The sequence below is a fragment of the Pseudoxanthomonas broegbernensis genome, assembly GCF_014202435.1.
In the GTDB taxonomy this organism is placed as follows: Bacteria; Pseudomonadota; Gammaproteobacteria; order Xanthomonadales; family Xanthomonadaceae; genus Pseudoxanthomonas; species Pseudoxanthomonas broegbernensis.
Genome location: NZ_JACHGU010000005.1, coordinates 215,926 through 233,348, shown reverse-complemented (window position 1 = coordinate 233,348; position 17,423 = coordinate 215,926). Strand labels below are relative to the sequence as shown.

General features: G+C 72.5%; 17 protein-coding genes. 2 read left to right on the top strand and 15 right to left on the bottom strand.

The features are described 5' to 3' along the window. Positions 1-65 precede the first annotated feature (65 nt). A complete protein-coding gene (locus HNR76_RS11805; RefSeq protein ID WP_162310222.1) occupies positions 66-1,994 on the bottom strand; it encodes an MFS transporter in 1,929 nt (642 codons plus the stop codon). 214 nt (positions 1,995-2,208) lie between these two features. Between HNR76_RS11805 and ygiD the strand changes: the two genes are divergently transcribed. Beyond that, positions 2,209-3,069, top strand: coding sequence for a 4,5-DOPA-extradiol-dioxygenase (gene ygiD, locus HNR76_RS11800; RefSeq protein ID WP_162310223.1), 861 nt, complete (start codon positions 2,209-2,211; stop codon positions 3,067-3,069). 34 nt (positions 3,070-3,103) lie between these two features. Here ygiD and HNR76_RS11795 read toward each other — a convergent pair whose 3' ends face one another. From HNR76_RS11795 to HNR76_RS11765, 7 genes are all read right to left on the bottom strand, one after another. Then, positions 3,104-4,243 carry a pyridoxal phosphate-dependent aminotransferase gene (locus HNR76_RS11795; protein ID WP_162310224.1) on the bottom strand — a complete coding sequence of 380 codons (1,140 nt, stop codon included), beginning with the start codon at positions 4,241-4,243 and terminating at the stop codon, positions 3,104-3,106. 4 nt (positions 4,244-4,247) lie between these two features. Continuing rightward, the gene (purD, locus tag HNR76_RS11790) at positions 4,248-5,567 is read right to left on the bottom strand and encodes a phosphoribosylamine--glycine ligase (RefSeq protein WP_162310225.1); all 1,320 of its coding nucleotides are present in this window, start codon (positions 5,565-5,567) and stop codon (positions 4,248-4,250) included. Positions 5,568-5,659: 92 nt separating this feature from the next. After that, on the bottom strand, positions 5,660-6,397 hold the full coding sequence (locus HNR76_RS11785; protein WP_162310226.1) for a 2OG-Fe(II) oxygenase: 738 nt from the start codon (positions 6,395-6,397) through the stop codon (positions 5,660-5,662). An 11-nt stretch (positions 6,398-6,408) separates the two neighbouring features. Beyond that, positions 6,409-7,992 (bottom strand): bifunctional phosphoribosylaminoimidazolecarboxamide formyltransferase/IMP cyclohydrolase, encoded by a 1,584-nt coding sequence (gene purH / locus HNR76_RS11780; RefSeq protein ID WP_162310227.1) that lies wholly within the window; start codon positions 7,990-7,992, stop codon positions 6,409-6,411. An 81-nt stretch (positions 7,993-8,073) separates the two neighbouring features. Next, on the bottom strand, positions 8,074-8,349 hold the full coding sequence (gene fis, locus HNR76_RS11775) for a DNA-binding transcriptional regulator Fis (RefSeq protein WP_249065601.1): 276 nt from the start codon (positions 8,347-8,349) through the stop codon (positions 8,074-8,076). An 85-nt stretch (positions 8,350-8,434) separates the two neighbouring features. Beyond that, positions 8,435-9,475, bottom strand: coding sequence for a DUF3426 domain-containing protein (locus tag HNR76_RS11770; protein WP_211373161.1), 1,041 nt, complete (start codon positions 9,473-9,475; stop codon positions 8,435-8,437). A 41-nt stretch (positions 9,476-9,516) separates the two neighbouring features. After that, positions 9,517-9,894 (bottom strand): helix-turn-helix domain-containing protein, encoded by a 378-nt coding sequence (locus HNR76_RS11765; protein WP_162310228.1) that lies wholly within the window; start codon positions 9,892-9,894, stop codon positions 9,517-9,519. Positions 9,895-10,077: 183 nt separating this feature from the next. On the opposite strand from HNR76_RS11765, the gene HNR76_RS11760 reads away from it, so the two are divergent. Further along, positions 10,078-10,452 (top strand): hypothetical protein, encoded by a 375-nt coding sequence (locus HNR76_RS11760; RefSeq protein WP_162310229.1) that lies wholly within the window; start codon positions 10,078-10,080, stop codon positions 10,450-10,452. Between the two features lie 32 nt (positions 10,453-10,484). Here HNR76_RS11760 and prmA read toward each other — a convergent pair whose 3' ends face one another. The 7 genes from prmA to cutA all read right to left on the bottom strand — a co-directional run bounded on the left by prmA (position 10,485) and on the right by cutA (position 17,183). Then, complete coding sequence (gene prmA, locus HNR76_RS11755) at positions 10,485-11,405, bottom strand: 50S ribosomal protein L11 methyltransferase (protein ID WP_162310230.1); 921 nt, start codon at positions 11,403-11,405, stop codon at positions 10,485-10,487. A gap of 10 nt (positions 11,406-11,415) precedes the next feature. Next, the gene (gene accC / locus HNR76_RS11750; RefSeq protein ID WP_162310231.1) at positions 11,416-12,783 is read right to left on the bottom strand and encodes an acetyl-CoA carboxylase biotin carboxylase subunit; all 1,368 of its coding nucleotides are present in this window, start codon (positions 12,781-12,783) and stop codon (positions 11,416-11,418) included. Between the two features lie 10 nt (positions 12,784-12,793). Continuing rightward, on the bottom strand, positions 12,794-13,276 hold the full coding sequence (gene accB / locus HNR76_RS11745; protein ID WP_162310232.1) for an acetyl-CoA carboxylase biotin carboxyl carrier protein: 483 nt from the start codon (positions 13,274-13,276) through the stop codon (positions 12,794-12,796). Between the two features lie 56 nt (positions 13,277-13,332). Beyond that, on the bottom strand, positions 13,333-13,773 hold the full coding sequence (aroQ, locus tag HNR76_RS11740) for a type II 3-dehydroquinate dehydratase (RefSeq protein ID WP_162310233.1): 441 nt from the start codon (positions 13,771-13,773) through the stop codon (positions 13,333-13,335). A 230-nt stretch (positions 13,774-14,003) separates the two neighbouring features. Next, on the bottom strand, positions 14,004-14,603 hold the full coding sequence (locus HNR76_RS11735) for a TlpA family protein disulfide reductase (RefSeq protein ID WP_162310234.1): 600 nt from the start codon (positions 14,601-14,603) through the stop codon (positions 14,004-14,006). Further along, the gene (locus HNR76_RS11730) at positions 14,600-16,855 is read right to left on the bottom strand and encodes a protein-disulfide reductase DsbD family protein (RefSeq protein ID WP_162310235.1); all 2,256 of its coding nucleotides are present in this window, start codon (positions 16,853-16,855) and stop codon (positions 14,600-14,602) included. Before HNR76_RS11730 ends, HNR76_RS11735 begins: the two co-directional genes overlap by 4 nt. A 4-nt stretch (positions 16,856-16,859) precedes the next feature. Next, complete coding sequence (gene cutA / locus HNR76_RS11725) at positions 16,860-17,183, bottom strand: divalent-cation tolerance protein CutA (RefSeq protein WP_162310236.1); 324 nt, start codon at positions 17,181-17,183, stop codon at positions 16,860-16,862. Between the last annotated feature and the right edge of the window lie 240 nt (positions 17,184-17,423).

Below are 17,423 nucleotides of genomic sequence, written 5' to 3'. Positions count from 1 at the left end.
GGCAAAGCCTAACCGACGCGGCGGCGCCGGCAAAGAGCGTGGCGGGGCGGCGCATGGCGGCCGGATCAGGCGGCATCGCCGCGCAGTTCGCGCACCCGCGCCTCCAGCGCGGCGGCGGTGGGCGGCGGCGTGCCGGCCAGCGCCGCCGCCGCCGCGACCTCCACCCGCGCGCGGAAGCGGCGCGGCGCCCGCATGCGCCCCAGGCGTCCGCTTTGCGCGCGCTCGCCGCGCCGGCTCCACATGCTGGCCCACATCCCGCGCAGGGCCATCGGCACCACCGGCACCGGCCGGCCGGCGGCGGCCGCGCGCGCGAGGATCTTCTCCACTCCCGACTTGAACGGGGCGATCTGCCCGTCCCGGGTCAGCGCGCCCTCGGGGAAGATGCACACCAGCCCGCCCTGCTCCAGGGTCGCGTCGATCGCGTCGAAGGCGCGCTGCATCAGCGCCGGGTCCTCGCGCGCGCCGGCGATGGGGATGGCCTTGGCGGTGCGGAAGATCCAGCGCATCACCGGGATCTCGAAGATCCGGTAGTACATGACGAAGCGCACCGGCCGCGGGATGCCGGCGGCCAGGATCAGCGCGTCCATGTAGCTGACGTGGTTGCACACGATCAGCGCTGCGCCCTCGTCGGGCACGTGCGCCTCCACCCCGCGGATGCGCATGCGGTACAGCGTGCGCACCAGCAGCCAGCTCAGGAAGCGCATCAGGAACTCGGGCACCAGGGCGAAGATCCACGCGGCCACCGCCACGTTGGCCAGGGCCAGGGCCAGGAACAACTGCGGCGAGGTCCAGCCCAGGCGCTGGGCGGCCAGGGCCACCAGCGCGGCCAGGACGATGAAGCCGGAGTTCTGGATGTTGAGCGCGGCGAACACCCGCGACATCTCCGAGGACGGGCTGCGGCTCTGGATCAAGGCGAACAGCGGCACCACGAAGAAGCCGGCGAACACGCCGATCCCCAGCAGGTCGATCACGATGCGCGCGCTGCCGGGCTGGGCGAGGAAGCCGGCCACGCCCAGCCCGCCCACCGGCGCCGGGCCGGGGCGGGCGAAGTACAGGTCCAGCAGGAACGCGCTCATGCCGAACGCGCCCAGCGGCACCAGGCCGATCTCCACCGTGCGCGCCGACAGCTTCTCGCACAGCAGCGAGCCGGTGCCGGTGCCGATGGAGAACAGCGCCAGCGCGCAGATGTACAGCGTCGCCGAGCCGGCCGCCCCGCCCAGGTTCACTTCGGCGTATGCCGGCAGTTGCGAGGTCAGCACGGTGCCGAAGAACCAGAACCAGGACACGCCCAGGATCGCGTTGCGCACCGCCGGCTGGCGCCGCGCCATGCGCAGCACCGCCAGCGACTCGGGCAGCGGGTTGAAGTTGACCTTCAGCCCCGGCGCGCCGGCGTCCACCCGCGGGATGCGCCGCGCCACCCGGTTGCCGGTCACCGCCAGCAGCACGATGGCGGTGGCGGCCACCACCGGCCCGTGCGCGCCGGCGAGCTGGAAGATCAGCCCGCCGAAGATCATCCCGCCCAGGATCGAGATCGAGGTGCCCATCTCGACCAGGCCGTTGCCGCCGGTCAGTTCCTCCGGCTTGAGGATGGCCGGCAGCACCGAGTACTTCACCGGGCCGAACAGGGTGGACTGCATGCCGGTGCAGAACAGCGCCACCAGCAGCAGCGGCATGTTCTGCAGCAGGAAGCCGACCGCGGCCAGCGCCATGATCGCGATCTCCATCGTGGTGGTGATCACGATCAGCCGCTGCTTCTCCAGCTTCTCGGCCACCTGCCCGGCGATGGCCGAGAACAGGAAGTAGGGCGCGATGAAGATCGCCGGGGCCAGGATCGCGTACAGCGAGCGCTCGGCCGTGCTCACGCCCAGGAAGAACAGCAGGCCGATGATGGCCTGGCGGTAGACGTTGTCGTTGAAGGCGCCCAGCGCCTGCACGATGAAATAGGGCAGGAAGCGGCGCTGGGTCAGCAGCGCGAACTGGCTGTGGCCGGACATGCGGGTCTCCGCGGGACTGCGCGGAGCCTAGCAGACGCGGGCGCGGGCCTCCCACCTCCGCGCCCGCGTCCGGCCCGGCAGGCGCGCTCCCGGGCGCGGCAGGGGCCCGCACCCTCGGCCACGCCCGGCACGGACCGTTGCATGCCGCACACGCCCATCCCCGGGCCGCCCGTATAGGCTGGGGCGACGCACCTATTCCGCCCAGGAGCCTCCGATGGACGCCACCCCGATCATGCCCGCCGCCTTCCTCGGCCATGGCAGCCCGATGAACGCGCTCGAGCGCAACCGCTTCACCGAGGCCTGGCGCGACTTCGGCGCCTCGGTGCCACGGCCGCGGGCGATCCTGGCCGTGTCCGCGCACTGGTACGTCAACGCCACCGCGGTCACCGCGATGGCCCGGCCGCGCACCATCCACGACTTCTACGGCTTCCCGCCGGAGCTGTTCGCCGTCGACTACCCCGCGCCGGGGCTGCCGGAGCTGGTGGAGGAAGTGGCCGATGCGGTGGTGCCGGACCGGGTGGGCGCCGACGTGGACGGCTGGGGCATCGACCACGGCACCTGGTCGGTGCTGGTGCATGCCTTCCCGGACGCCGACATCCCGGTGGTGCAGTTGTCCATCGACGCCCGCCGCCCGCCGGACTGGCACCTGGCCCTGGGCGCGAAGCTGGCCGCGCTGCGCGCGCGCGGGGTGCTGGTGCTGGGCAGCGGCAACGTGGTCCACAACCTGCGCGCCATCGACTGGCAGCAGCCGGACGGCGGGTTCGACTGGGCGCGGCGCTTCGACGAGGACGCGCGGGTCCTGATGCGGGAACGCCCGCACGAGATGCCGTCGCTGCTCTCGCACCCGGACTACCGCGCCGCGGTGCCCACGCCCGACCACTTCCTGCCGGTGCTGTACATCGCCGGCCTGGCCGCGGCCTCGGGCCGGCCGGCCAGGGCGCTGGTGGAGGGCTACGCCTACGGCTCGCTGTCGATGACCGCCTACACCCTGGACGGGCATTGCCCGCCGGCGGCGGACGGGCCGGGCGCCGCGGCGCTGCGGACCACGCTGCCGCCGGAGCAGGCCAACGTCTGAGCGGCCGGCGCGGCGGCTGGGGGCGGCCCGCGGCTCAGCCGGCCCGCGGCTGCGCGGCGAACCACGGGCGCAGCCGGCGCAGCGCTTCCTCGATGTGCGCGGTGGCCGGGGCGAAGCTGAAGCGGATGAAGCGGTGGCCGTCGACCGGATCGAAGTCCACGCCCGGCGCCAGCGCCACCCCGGTCTCCTCCAGCAGGCGGGTGCAGAAGGCCAGGCTGTCGCCGGTGAGGTGGCCCACGTCGGCCCAGACGTAGAACGCGCCGTCGGGCGGGGCGATCCGCTCCAGCCCCAGCGCCGGCAGCGCATCCAGCAGCAGGTCGCGGTTGCGCGCGTATACCGCGCGGTGGCCTTCCAGCTCGTCCACGCGGTCCATCGCCACCCGCGCGGCCTGCTGGCTGGGCGAGGGCGGGGTCAGGAACAGGTTGCCGGCGTAGGCGCGCGCGGTGTCCACGTGCGCGTCCGGCACCAGCAGCCAGCCCAGCCGCCAGTCGACCATGCTGTAGTACTTGGAGAAGCTGTTGACCACCAGCGCGTCCGGCGCGAACTCCAGCACCGAATGCGCCGGCTGCGTGTAGTGCAGGCCGTGGTAGATCTCGTCGGAGACGATGGCGATGCCGCGCTCGCGGCACGCCTGCGCGATGGCGCGCAGTTCGTCGGCGGGAATGATGGTGCCGGTGGGGTTGGCCGGGCTGGCGAGGATCACCCCGGCCGGCGCGGGGTCCAGCGCCCGGATCGCGGCGGCGGTGAGCTGGTAGCGCGAGGCGGGGCCGCAGCCGATCTCCACCGGCCGCAGGTGCGCGGCCAGGGTGGTGTTGCGGTAGGCGATGTAGCCCGGCCGCGCGAACGCGATGCGGTCGCCGGCGCGGAACCAGGACAGCAGCGCCAGCAGCAGCGCGGGCGAGGCGCCGCAGGTCAGGAGGATGCGCCGCGGGTCCACGTCCACGGCGTAGCGCTCGCGGTAATGGCGCGCGATGCGCTCGCGCAGCGGCACGCTTTCCCAGTAGCCGGGCGGGTCGCGCTGCAGCGCGTCGCGCACGGCGGCCAGCGCCGCGGCGGGCGCCGGGGTCGAGGGCTGGCCGAACTCCATGTGGATCACGGAGCGGCCGGCCTCCTCCAGCGCGCGTGCGCGCTGGCTGATGACGATCGCGCGGAACGGTTCGACGCGATCGCTCACGCCGCTATCGCCCGCGCTCGCGTTCGACCGCGCGCCAGCCGATGTCGCGGCGGTGGAAGGCGTTGGCCCAGCCGATCGCGTCGACGCCGGCGTAGGCGTTGCGCTGCGCATCGGCCACGCTGCTTCCCAGCGCGGTCACGCACAGCACCCGGCCGCCGGCGCTGACCACGCGCCCGTCCGCATCCAGCGCGGTGCCGGCGTGGAACACCTTGGCCCCGCCCTTGTCGAGATCGCCCGGCACCGCCTCCAGGCCGCCGATGGCGTCGCCGGTGACCGGCGATTCCGGATACGGGCGCGCGGCCATCACCACGCCCAGCGACGGGCGTTCGTCCCATTGCGCCTCCACCTCGTGCAGGCGCCCGTCCAGGGCGGCCTCGACCAGGTCCACCAGGTCCGACCGCAGGCGCAGCAGCACCGGCTGGGTCTCCGGGTCGCCGAAGCGCACGTTGAACTCGATCACCTTGGGCGTGCCGGCCGCGTCGATCATCAGCCCGGCGTAGAGGAAGCCGGTGAACGGCACGCCGTCGGCGGCCATGCCGGCCACGGTCGGCTCCACCACCTCGCGCATGATCCGCGCGTGCACCTGCGGGGTGACCACCGGCGCGGGCGAGTAGGCGCCCATGCCGCCGGTATTGGGGCCGGTGTCGCCGTCGCCCACGCGCTTGTGGTCCTGGCTGGTGGCCATCGGCAACGCGGTGCGGCCGTCGACCAGGGAGATGAAGCTGGCTTCCTCGCCTTCCAGGCACTCCTCGATCACCACCCGCGCGCCGGCGTCGCCGAAGGCGTTGCCCGAGAGCATGTCGCGCACCGCGGCCTCGGCTTCCTCCAGCGTCATCGCCACGATCACGCCCTTGCCTGCGGCCAGGCCGTCGGCCTTGACCACGATCGGCGCGCCCCCGCTCTCGACGGATTTGGCCCGAACGTAGGCCAGCGCGGCGTCGACGTCGGCATGCACCTCGTAGAACGCGGTGGGGATGCCGTGGCGCTTGAGGAAGTCCTTGGCGAAGGCCTTGCTGCCTTCCAACTGCGCGGCCGCGGCGCTGGGGCCGAAGATGCGCAGGCCGGCCTCGCGGAAGCGGTCGACCACCCCGGCCACCAGCGGCACCTCGGGGCCGACCACGGTCAGGGCCGCGCCCTCGTCGCGGGCCAGCTTCAGCAGCCCGTCGATGTCGGTGGCCTTGACCGGCGCGTTGCGGCACTTGGCTTCGGTGGCGGTGCCGGCGTTCCCGGGCGCGACGATGACCTCGTCCACGCGCGGCGACAGGGCCAGTTTCCAGGCCAGGGCATGCTCGCGGCCGCCGCCGCCGATTACGAGAATTTTCATCTGGTGTCCTGGAAAGCAGGGTCGCCGATTGCGCAAGGGGAACGCGATTCTAGCCTGCCCGCGCGGGTCGGGCGGTCCGCACGCACCGTGGCTCAGGCCTCTCCCGGGCGTGCCTGCCAGAGCGTCGAATGCTCGCCCCGGCGTTCGGCCTCCGGGCGGCCGTTGGAGTAGTAGTACAGCGCAAGCGAGCGCCGGGTGACGCCGTCCGGGCAGGCGAGCGGATCGGGCATGCCGTGGAACGAGTCGTGCGTGGTGGAGAAGACCACGCAGCGGTTGGACAGCGGGGCGATGCGCTGCACGCAGGCCTTCATGCCCCGGTCCCAGAGCTCCAGGTCGCCGCCCCAGGCCGGGTCCCAGGCGGGGTTGAGGTACACCAGCAGGTTGAGCCGGCGGTCCAGCTCGAACCCGGGCAGCTTGTTGAAGTCGGCATGCATGCGCAGCACAGCGCCCGGCAGGTACTGGTGCAGGCCGCCGCCGGTCATGTGCGCGTCCGGCAACAGGCGCTCGATGCCGGTCAGCCGTTCCAGGTAGCGCAGGAACGGCGAGGAATGCAGTTCGTGCACCAGCGCGCGCAGCGTGGGGCCGAAGCGGAGTTCGTCGCTGTAGCCCAGCTTGAGCTTCTGGGCGACGCGGCCCTGCGCGTCCACCGCATCGGCGCGGCGCCAGTCCTCGATGGCCTGCGGCGCGGGGAATTCCCGCATCGCCTGTTCCAGCGCGGTTGGGTTCAGCAGGCCGTCGATGACGATGTGCGGGAACGGGTCGGCGCCCGCGTACGCCGCCGCGTCATCGGCCACGCGGGCTTCGAGCGCATCCAGCCGGGTCAGAAGCATGCCGGACTCCCTCAGTGCCGGAAGTGGCGGATACCGGTGAACACCATGGCGATGCCGTGTTCGTCGGCCGCGGCGATCACCTCGGCGTCGCGCATCGAGCCGCCGGGCTGGATCACCGCCTTGATGCCGGCGGCGGCCGCGGCGTCGATGCCGTCGCGGAACGGGAAGAACGCGTCGGAGGCCATCACCGAGCCTTCCACCTGCAGCCCGGCGTCGGCGGCCTTGATCCCGGCGATGCGCGCCGAGTACACCCGGCTCATCTGCCCGGCGCCCACGCCGACGGTGCGGTGGTCCCGGGCGTAGACGATGGCGTTGGACTTGACGAACTTGGCCACCTTCCACGCGAACAGCAGGTCGGCGAACTGGGCCTCGCTCGGCGCCAGCTTCGTCGCCACCTTCAGCGCGTCGCGGGCCATGCCGCGGTTGTCGGCCGACTGCAGCAGCAGGCCGGACCCGATGCGCTTGCTGTCGTAGTTGTTCATGCCGTCGCCGGCCGGGATCTCCAGCACGCGCACGTTGGCCTTCTTCGTCGCGTATTCCAGCGCACCGGCCTCGTAGCCCGGGGCGATCAGCACCTCGACGAACTGGCGGTCGAGGATGGCCTTGGCGGTGGCCGCGTCCAGCGTCCGGTTGAAGGCGATGATGCCGCCGAAGGCGCTGGTCGGGTCGGTGGCGTAGGCCCGCTCGTAGGCGTCGGCGCAGGCGGCGCCCACCGCCACGCCGCAGGGGTTGGCGTGCTTGACGATCACGCAGGCCGGGGCGTCGAACTGGCGCACGCACTCCCAGGCCGCGTCGGCGTCGGCCAGGTTGTTGTAGCTCAGCTCCTTGCCCTGCAACTGGCGGAAGGTGGCCAGGGTGCCCGGCACCGGGTACAGGTCGCGGTAGAACGCGCCGGACTGGTGCGGGTTCTCGCCGTAGCGCAGGTCCATCGCCTTGACGAAGGTGGAGTTCATCTGCGTCGGGAACTCGGCGCGCGTGGGTACCGCGGCGGCGGTGTCGGTCACCGTGGAAAGGTAGTTGCCGATCGCCGCGTCGTACTGGGCCACGCGGTTGAACGCGGCCACCGACAGGGCGAAGCGCTGCGCGGCCGAGAGCCGGCCGTCGTTGGCGTCCAGTTCGGCGAGCAGGGCGGGGTACTGCCCGGGCGAAGTGGCCACCGCCACGCGGGCGAAGTTCTTGGCCGCCGAGCGCAGCATCGCCGGGCCGCCGATGTCGATGTTCTCCACCGCCTCGGCCAGGGTGCAGTCCGCGCGCGCGGTGACCTGCTCGAACGGATACAGGTTCAGCACCAGCAGGTCGATCGGCGCGATGCCGTGCTGGGCCATCACCGCATCGTCCACGCCGGCGCGGCCGAGCAGGCCGCCGTGCACCGCCGGGTGCAGGGTCTTGACCCGCCCGTCCATCATCTCCGGGAAGCCGGTGGCCTCGGACACGTCCTTCACCGCCAGCCCGGCCTCGCGGAGCGCGCGGGCGGTGCCGCCGGTGGAGAGAAGTTCGACGCCGCGCGCGGCCAGGGCGCGGGCCAGTTCGATCAGGCCGGTCTTGTCGGAAACGGACAGCAGTGCCCGGTGGATGGGCAGGAGGTCGGCGGTCATGGAGGGGGAGCGGTGCGGGAAAGAAGCGGAATTATAGCCGCCCCGCGACATCCGGCCGGACACCGCGCGCGGCGTGCGCGCTCAGGCCAGGCCGTAGTCCTTCAGTTTCTTGCGCAACGTCGCCCGGTGGATGCCCAGCAGCGCGGCGGCGCGGCTCTGGTTGCCTTCGCAATGGTTGAGCACTTCCACGAACAGCGGGATCTCCATCTCGCGCAGCACGATCTCGTAGACGTCGTTGGCGTCCACGCCGTCGAGGTCGCGCAGGTAGCGGCGCACCGACTGTGCCACGTGCTCGCGCAGCGGCGGACGGGAGGCATTGCGCCCGGCGTCGGCGCGGATGGGGGGAGTCTGCTGCACGAAGGGTCCGGAAGCGGCGGCCGCGTCCAAGCGGGCGAACGAGTCTAGCGCGCCGCTCCGGCCGCTGTCATGGGCGCGGGCGCGTTCAACGGAACCGGAACGAAAACGCGACCGTGCCCGGCGCCGGTTCCTGCACCAGAAAGGTGACCTGCGCGCTCTGTCCCGGCGCCAGGAGAGTGTCCGGCGGTACGCCCAGGTAGTGTTCCGGGGCGTACACGCCGCTGCCGATGACGCGGCCGTCGGCGTCGGCCAGTGCCAGTTGCAGGGCGGGCCAGGCCTGCGGCCAGCGCGCATCGTTGCGGAAGGTGGCATCCACGCGCAGCGTGCCGGGCGTTTCCTGCGCCGCGCGCACCTTGCGCTCCAGCATGCTGAAGGCGGCCGGTTCGCGCCAGGACGGCAGGTCGCAGCGCAGTGCCGTGCACAGGCGCTCGACCAGCGGGCGCCAGTGGGGGTCGGCCGCCAGCCGTGCGCGGTCGGCCAGCAGGCTCTGCACGGCCAGCAGCAGCGCCAGCAGCGCGACCAGCGGCCAGTGCCCGCGCACCCTGCCGCCGGAGGCGAAGCGCGGGCCGATGGCGATGGTCGCCGGCGCGGCGGCGGGAGGCGTGGCGGTGTTCGAGACGTGCGCCGCGGCCGCGGCTTCGCCTCCGGTATCGGGGGCGATGGATGCGGGCGCGCGCGTCGACGATGCTTTGTCGCTGTCGCTGTCGCTGTCGCTGTCGCTGTCGCTGTCGCTGTCGCTGTCGCTGTCGCTGTCGCTGTCGCTGTCGCTGTCGCTGTCGCTGTCGCCCGACCGTTCGTCGTGGTTGCCGGCGTCGCCGCCGGTGGCTTTTGCGTGGCCTTCTTCGGCTGGCGCGTCGGCCAGGTCGTCGACCGGCATCGCGTCCACGCGCGGAACGGCCGACGCGGCGATGCCCGCGTCGCCGGCTTGCGCGGGCGCGTCACCCGGCGCGGCCACCGCTGCGACGGCGGTCTCCGCCCCGCCGGACGGATCGCCGGCGGTCCCGGGGTCGTGCGCGGCGTCGGGCTCCTGCAGCGGCTCGCCGCAGTTCGGGCAGGCGGCAGGCAGCGGGCGCAACTGCGGATGGTGCGCGATCAGGAACTGGCAGTGCGGGCAGGGCAGGAACATGCGCCTTATTCAAGCACGTCCCGGCGCGGTGCGGCCGGCGCTCAGCGTCGCTTGTGCCGGCTGGAGCTGTCCAGCAGGTCGAGCAGCCCCGCGCGCTGGCGCGCGCCCAGCGCATCGAAGCAGTCCAGCAGCCTGCGCTGCTGTTCCGACAACTGCCGGTAGGCCGAAGGTTCCTCGGCGACGTTGAGGATCGGTTCGCCCGCGATGCGTGCGCCGCGCCCGGTGGCCAGGTACTCGAAGGCCATGCCGCTGCGGCGCGCCAGCGCGATCAGGTTCTCCACCGCCGGCACCGTCCCGCCCGGATGCATTTCCCATTGGGCGATGGCGCTGCGCGACACGCCCAGGTCGATCGCCAGTGCTTCCTGCGACAGCCCGGTCAGTCCACGCGCCTCGCGAATCCGTTGGTGCAGCCTGCTCACACGCCAACCTCCAAAGGGGAGGCGAGGTATAGCGGCTGGGCCTCGCGGGCATGGTTCGTATCGATAACATTATGGAAATGTTGTTGATACTATCCGCTTTAGTCAGGACGACCCTGGTGTGGACGGATGGAATCGAAGGAGTCGACGAAGCGGTCCGAGGCGCCCGGCGCGGTGCCGCCACACGTGCCGAGAATCCCCCGCTATGTCGTGCTCGGCCGCTGCGGCCGCAGGGTCGCGGTCCGGGTGGATTGGTCCTGGCAGGCCTTCCTGCTGCCCTGGGCCTGGCCGCTGCTGCGGCGGCTGTGGTGGCTGGGCGGGGCGCTGACGGCGTGCCTGGCCACGGCCTATGGCCTGTACCTGATCGATGGCGGCAGCGGCGCGCTGTGCGGGCTGCTGGTCGTGGATGGCGGCGGGCGCGTGGCGGCCGGGCTGTGGACCAATGCGCTGCACCTGCGGCAGTTGCGCAGGACGGGCTGGGAGGAGGTGGCCGTGGTGCTCGCGATCAGCGTCGAGGACGCGCTGCTCACGGCAAGCATCCGGTACCCGGAACCGGGCTGACGCGCCCGGTGCGGCGCGGATCGGCGGGCGGGTCAGGGCCGCCTGAGGCCGTGGATCAGCACCCAGTCGTCCTGGGCCTGGACCTGCAGGGCGTCGAACCAGGCCGCGTAGCGCGGCAGCAGTTCCGCTTCCTGGCCGCGCAGGATGCCGGACAGGGCGATGCGCCCGCCCGGCGCCACCCGCGCGGCCAGCACCTCGGCCAGCGCGTCCAGCGCCGATGCGAGGATGTTGGCCACCACCACCGGGTAGCGCGCCGCCGGTTCGTCCTGTGGCAGGTGCACGGCCAGGCGCGCGTCCACCGCGTTGCGCCGGGCGTTGTCCAGGCTGGCCTGCACGGCCTGCGGGTCGTTGTCCACGCCCACCGCCTGCGCGGCGCCCAGTTTCAACGCGGCCAGGGCGAGGATGCCCGAGCCGCAGCCGAAGTCGAGCACGCGCGCCCGGCGCAGCGCGCCGTCGGCGCCCAGGCCGTCGAGCCAGCGCAGGCACAGCGCGGTGGTCGGGTGGGTGCCCGAGCCGAAGGCCAGGCCCGGGTCCAGCCGTACCACGGCCGCGTCCGGCACGTCGGCCTCGGCGGGCAGGGCGTGGTTCCACGGCACGATCCAGGTGCGCGCGCCGAAGCGCATCGGCTGGAACTGGTCCAGCCAGACCCGTTCCCAGTCCTGGTCCTCGACGGCGCGGAAGCGGGCGCCGCTCCAGTCCAGCGCCGGGTCGGACGCCTCCAGCGCGGCCAGCAGCGCCAGCGCATCGGTATCGGCGTCGAACAGTGCGGCCAGCACCAGCGACTTCCATACCGGCGTCTGGCCCACGCCCGGTTCGAGGATGGCGCGCTCGTTGGGCGTGTCCGCGTCGGCGTCCAGCAGGGTCACCGACAGCGCGCCGGCGGCCTCCAGCGCGCGCTCGTAGCGCGGCTGCTCGGCCTCGGTGCTGCGAAGCGAAAGCTCCAGGTAGGGCATCGGGCGCGGCTCAGCCCAGGGCGATGGACTGGTTCTTGCGCTCGGCCAGGCGCTTTTCCAGGTAGTGGATGTTCTGCCCGCCGGACTGGAAGCCCTTGTCGCGCATGATCCGCTGCTGCAGCGGGATGTTGGTCCTGATCCCGTCCACCACCATCTCGCTCAGGGCCACGCGCATGCGGCAGATCGCGGTCTCGCGGTCGGGGCCGTGCACGATGAGCTTGCCGATCATCGAGTCGTAGTTGGGCGGCACCCGGTAGCCCTCGTAGATGTGGGTGTCCACGCGCACGCCCGGGCCGCCCGGGGCGTGGAAGTGCTGGATCAGGCCGGGGCTGGGGATGAAGGTCTCCGGGTCCTCGGCGTTGATCCGGCACTCGATGGCGTGGCCTTCCAGCACCACGTCCTCCTGGCGGATGGACAGCGGGCGGCCGGCGGCGATGCGCAACTGCTCGGCCACCAGGTCGATGCCGGTGACCATCTCGGTGACCGGGTGCTCGACCTGGATGCGGGTGTTCATCTCGATGAAGTAGAAGCGCCCGTTCTCGTACAGGAACTCGAAGGTGCCCGCGCCGCGGTAGCCGATGCGGATGCACGCCTCCACGCAGACCTTGCCGATCTGCGCGCGCTGCCCGGCGTCGATGCCCGGCGCCGGCGCTTCCTCCACCACCTTCTGGTGGCGGCGCTGCATCGAGCAGTCGCGCTCGCCCAGGTGGATGGCGTGGCCCTGGCCGTCGGCCAGCACCTGGATCTCCACGTGGCGCGGGTTCTCCAGGAACTTCTCCATGTAGACCATGTCGTTGCCGAACGCGGCCTTGGCTTCCTGCTTGGTGGTGGCGATGGCGGTGACCAGCGCGGCCTCCGAATGGACCACGCGCATGCCGCGCCCGCCGCCGCCGCCGGCCGCCTTGACGATCACCGGGTAGCCGATCTCGCGGGCGATCTTGACGTTGGTGGCCGCATCGTCGCCCAGCGGGCCGCCGGAGCCGGGCACGCAGGGCACCCCGGCCTCCTTCATCGCCCGGATCGCCTCCACCTTGTCGCCCATCAGGCGGATGGTGTCGGCGCGGGGGCCGATGAAGATGAAGCCGGACTGCTCCACCCGCTCGGCGAAGTCGGCGTTCTCGGCGAGGAAGCCGTAGCCGGGGTGGATGGCCTGCGCGTCGGTGACCTCGGCCGCGGCGATGATCGAGGCCATGTTGAGGTAGCTTTCCGACGAGGGCGCCGGGCCGATGCAGACCGACTCGTCGGCCATGGCCACGTGCTTGAGGTTGCGGTCCACGGTGGAGTGCACGGCGACGGTGCGGATGCCCAGCGCGTGGCAGGCGCGCAGGATCCGCAGCGCGATCTCACCGCGGTTGGCGATGACGATTTTTTCGAGCATGGGCGCGGCCTCAGCCGATCACGAACAGCGGCTGGTCGAACTCGATCGGCTGGCCGCTCTCGCACAGGATGGCCACCACCGTGCCGGAGGCGTCGGCCTCGATCGGGTTGAACATCTTCATCGCCTCGATGATGCCCAGGGTCTCGCCGGCCTTGACCTGCTGGCCGACGGCCACGAAGGCCGGCTTGTCCGGCGCCGGGGCCGCGTAGTAGGTGCCGACCATCGGCGCGCGGACCACGTGGCCGGGGGGCAGGTCGCCGCCGGGCTTGGGCGCGCCGCCGGTGGCGGCCTCCACCGGGGAGTTCATCGGCATGGCCGGCGCGGCCGCGACGGCGGGACCGCGCACTTCCATCGCGGCGGCCGGGGCGGCCATCGCCATGCCCTGGGGAATGCGCGACAGGCGCACGCTCTCCTCGCCTTCCTTGATCTCGATTTCGGCGAGATTGGATTCGTCCAGCAGGTCGATGAGTTTCTTGATCTTGCGCAGGTCCATGGTGGCCTCTGTGAAGGGCGTCCGCCGGAGCGGGCGCGGTCTTGAGGGAAGGTCGGTCAGCCCGGCAGCCGCGACAGGGCGGCGTCCAGGGCGTAGCGGTAGCTGTCGGCGCCGAACCCGCAGACCACGCCGACCGCCTTGTCGCTGAAGTAGCTGTGCTGGCGGAAGGGCTCGCGGGCGTGCGGGTTGGACAGGTGGATCTCGATGAAGGGAATGGCCACCGCCGCCAGCGCGTCGCGCAGGGCGACCGAGGTGTGGGTGAAGGCGGCGGGATTGATCAGGATGAAGGCGGTGCCGTCGCCGCGGGCGGCTTGCACGCGTTCGACCAGGGCGTGCTCGGCATTGGACTGGAATGATTCCAGCGCGTGCCCGGCGGCGGCGGCGCGGGCGGCCAGGTCGGCGTCGATGCCGGCCAGGGTGGCGTGCCCGTACACTTCCGGCTCGCGGGTGCCGAGCAGGTTGAGGTTGGGGCCGTGCAGGACCAGCAGTCGGGCCATCGTGAAAGCGGAGCCGGAAAGGGCGGCAGTCTGCGCGATGGCGCCATTACTGTCCAGTTCGGCGAAGATGTCGGCGTTTCAAGCGGTCGATTGAACGTATCTGGCCATTCCGCCCCGTCGGGGGGGGCCTGGAACGGCGCGCTTTCCCGGCCGGGGACGGCCGTCGGGGCCGCTCCCATCGACGGGCGCCTTGTCAGGCGTGCGGCGCCGGCAGCGGACGGCCGGACGATTCAGGGCAGGCGGGCCCAGCCCTCGATCTCGCCGGGCGCGAACGGCCCCAGTTTCTGCTTCACCACGCGCCGGCGCGCATCGACCAGCACGCTGTATGGCAGCAGCCCGCGGGTGTTGCCCAGCCAGACGCTGGCATCGGCCGGGCCGGGCGTGTCGAGCAGGATCGGATAGGCCACCGGCACCCGCTGCAGGAAGCCGTGCACGCCGTCCGGCGTGTCCAGGGCCAGGCCGACCACCTGCACGCCGGCGTCGCCCTGGGCATGGGCATAGCGCTGCAGCTCGGGCATCTCCTCCACGCACGGCCCGCACCAGCTCGCCCAGACGTTGACCAGCAACGGCCTGCCCGGTGCGATGCCGGCCAGATCGACGAGGTTGCCGTCCAGGCCGGGCAGGCGGACCGTCGGCAGCGGGTCGCCGGGCCGGGCCGGCTCGACCCCGTCCGGCGGCACCGGGGCGGTCATGCCGGCCACCGCCTGCAGGGCGCGCTGGCCGGCCTGGGTACGTGGCAGCGGGCTGCCGCCGTACCAGTGGCTGGCCGCCAGCCCCAGCGCACCGGCGAGCGCCGCCACGCCCAGGAGCCGCAGGCGGCCGGCGTTCACCGTGCCGCGGCGCGCAGCAGCGCGTCCTCGACGACGGCCGCGGTGAGCACCGGCGGCAGCACGGCCGGCGGCGCACCGGGGCCGTAGACCACGTACAGCGGCACGCCGACGGCCTTGTGTTCTTCGAGGAAGGTGCCGATCTGCGGGTCGGCGTTGGTCCAGTCGCCCTTCATGTAGACCGCGTCGGTGCGGCCGAGCAGGTCCTGGAACGCCGCGCGCGCCAGCACGTTGCGCTCGTTGGCCTTGCAGGTCACGCACCAGTCGGCGGTCATGTTGACGAACACCACCCGGTCCTGCGCGCGCAGCCCGTCCAGGGCCTGGGGCGAATAGGCCACCGCGTCGCCGGACGGGGCGGCGGCGGCCGGGGCCAGCCGGGTGACGCCCCATACCGGCGCCAGCGCCACCGCGGCCAGCAGCAGCGCCACCACCGCCACCGGGCGCGAACTGCGCCAGCGACCACGCTCGAACGCCCACAGCGCCAGCGCCAGCAGCGCCGCGCCGGCCAGCACCAGCGCCGCCGCGTCCACGCCGCGCTGCTTGCCCAGCACCCACAGCAGCCAGACCGCGGTGAGGTACATGGGGAAGGCCAGCACCTGCTTGAGCGTCTCCATCCATGCCCCCGGTTGCGGCAGCCGCCGCGCCAGCGCCGGGACCAGCCCGATCAGCAGGAACGGCAGCGCCAGCCCCAGCCCCATCGTCAGGAACACCAGCATCCCCGCCGGCGGCGTCGCGGCGAAGGCATAGGCCAGTGCCGGCCCCATGAACGGCGCGATGCACGGGCTGGCGACCACGCAGGCCAGCACGCCGGTGAGGAAGTCGCCGGCCGGGCCGCTGCGCGGGGCCGCCAGGCGGCCGCCCACCCCGCCGCCCAGGGTGAACACCCCCGACAGGCTCAGGCCCACGGCGAACATCAGGTAGGCCAGCGCCGCCACGAACCACGGTTGCTGCAACTGGAAGCCCCAGCCGGCCGCCTGCCCGGCCGCACGCAGCCCCACCACCAGCGCCCCGACCGTGGCGAAGGCCACCAGCACGCCGGCGGTGTACCACAGCGCATGCGCCCGGGCCCGCTGCCGGCTCTCGCCGCTCTGCGCCAGGCCCAGCGCCTTGAGCGAGAGGACCGGCAGCACGCACGGCATCAGGTTCAGGATCAGGCCGCCAAGCAGGGCCAGCAGCAGGATGCCGGCCAGGCCGGACGCATCGGCCACCGGCGGCGCGGCGGTGCGCAGCGCGTTGCCTTGCGAGGCATCCGGCGAGACCGGTTCGGCGGTGGAGAGCGGGGCGGCACCGGCATCCTGGGTGTCGGCGGCTGTCGCGGCCGTGTCGTCCGTGCCGGGGCCGGAGGACGTCGCCGCCAGCGCCGGCGCATCCGCGCCCGCCTGGCCCGCCGGCAGGTCCACCGCGATGCGCCGGGTCAGCGGCGGATAGCACAGGCCGCCATCCTGGCAGCCCTGGAACGTCGCCACCAGGGTGGCCTGCACCGGCCGCGCGTGGCTGCGCCGTACCGGCAGTTCCACCTCGGCGGTGCGGAAGTACACCACCACCTCGCCGAAGTGCTCGTCGCGATGCAGGGTGCCGGCCGGCCAGCGCGGCGCCAGCGCCTGCACGCCCGCATCGCCTTCCAGCACGAACCGGCTGCGGTCGCGGTAGATGTAGTAGCCCGGTGCGGGCTGCAGGCGGACCTGGATGAGGTTGCCGCCGTCGGCGATGGCGTCCAGGGAAAACGCCTGGGTCTCGGGCAGGGCCGGCTGGCCCGGAAGCCCGGCCAGCGCGCCGCCGGCCGCCGCTGGCAGGCCGGCGGACGCGGTCGCCGCCCCGGGCAGCGCCACCCGCAGCTTGCGGGTCTGCGGCGGATAGCAGATGCCGATGTCGGCGCAGCCCTGGTACTTGACCTCCAGCATGGCCTCGTCGCCGCTGGCCTGGCCTTCGAGCAGGGCGACCAGTTCGCCGCGGTAGGTCTCCACCGGGCCGAAGAACTCGTCGACGTGGCGGGTGCCCGCCGGCAGGTCCAGCCTGCCGCCGGCGAAGCCGCCACTGGCGGCGACCGCGGTACGGTGCCGGTACATGTAGTAGCCGTCGGCGATCTGCCAGCGCAGCTCGATGCGGTCGCGCGTGGGCGCGCTGGCGCTCAGTACGAAGGCCTGGTCCACGGGCAGCAGGTCGCGCTCGTCCAGCGCCCGGGCGTGCGGCGCGATGGAACACGCCAGCAGCAGGCCCAGCAGGGCCTGGAGGAGGAAGCGGTAAGAGATGGACATCGGATCAGTCGCCTTCGCGGGTTTGTGCGGCCACCCAGGCCAGGTAGGCGGGCAGGCCGCCGGCCGCTTCGACCGTGAGGATTTCGGGAAGTTCATACGGGTGCAGCGCCCGCACCCGTTCCATCAGGCGCGGCACGCGGCTTGCTTCGGTCTTGATCAGGAGCAGCGCTTCTTCCGCCCGTTCGATCCGGCCTTCCCACCGGTAGACCGAACGCAGCCCCGGCAACACGCTCGCGCATGCCGCCAGCCGTTCCTGAACCAGGGTCTCGGCCAAGGTCTCGGCCGACGGGCGGTCCGGGCAACTGCAAAGAACGAGATGGACGCGCATCGGCCGGCATCATAGCGACCGCCGGGCCGTCCGTCCGGGCGCGGGCGGCCCGGCTTGTTTCGTGACGTGGTTCTGATATAGGTACTGCGCTACAATTGCCATTGAAGGTATGCGGATATCGGCATATCAAATATTGCTGCGCCGCAATACCTCAGGGTGCCTTCCGGCGGCCGATAAGGTATGTGATATCCCGGAAATCCAAAATCCGAATCCAGTTTCCACCAGGACGACAGGGGGTCC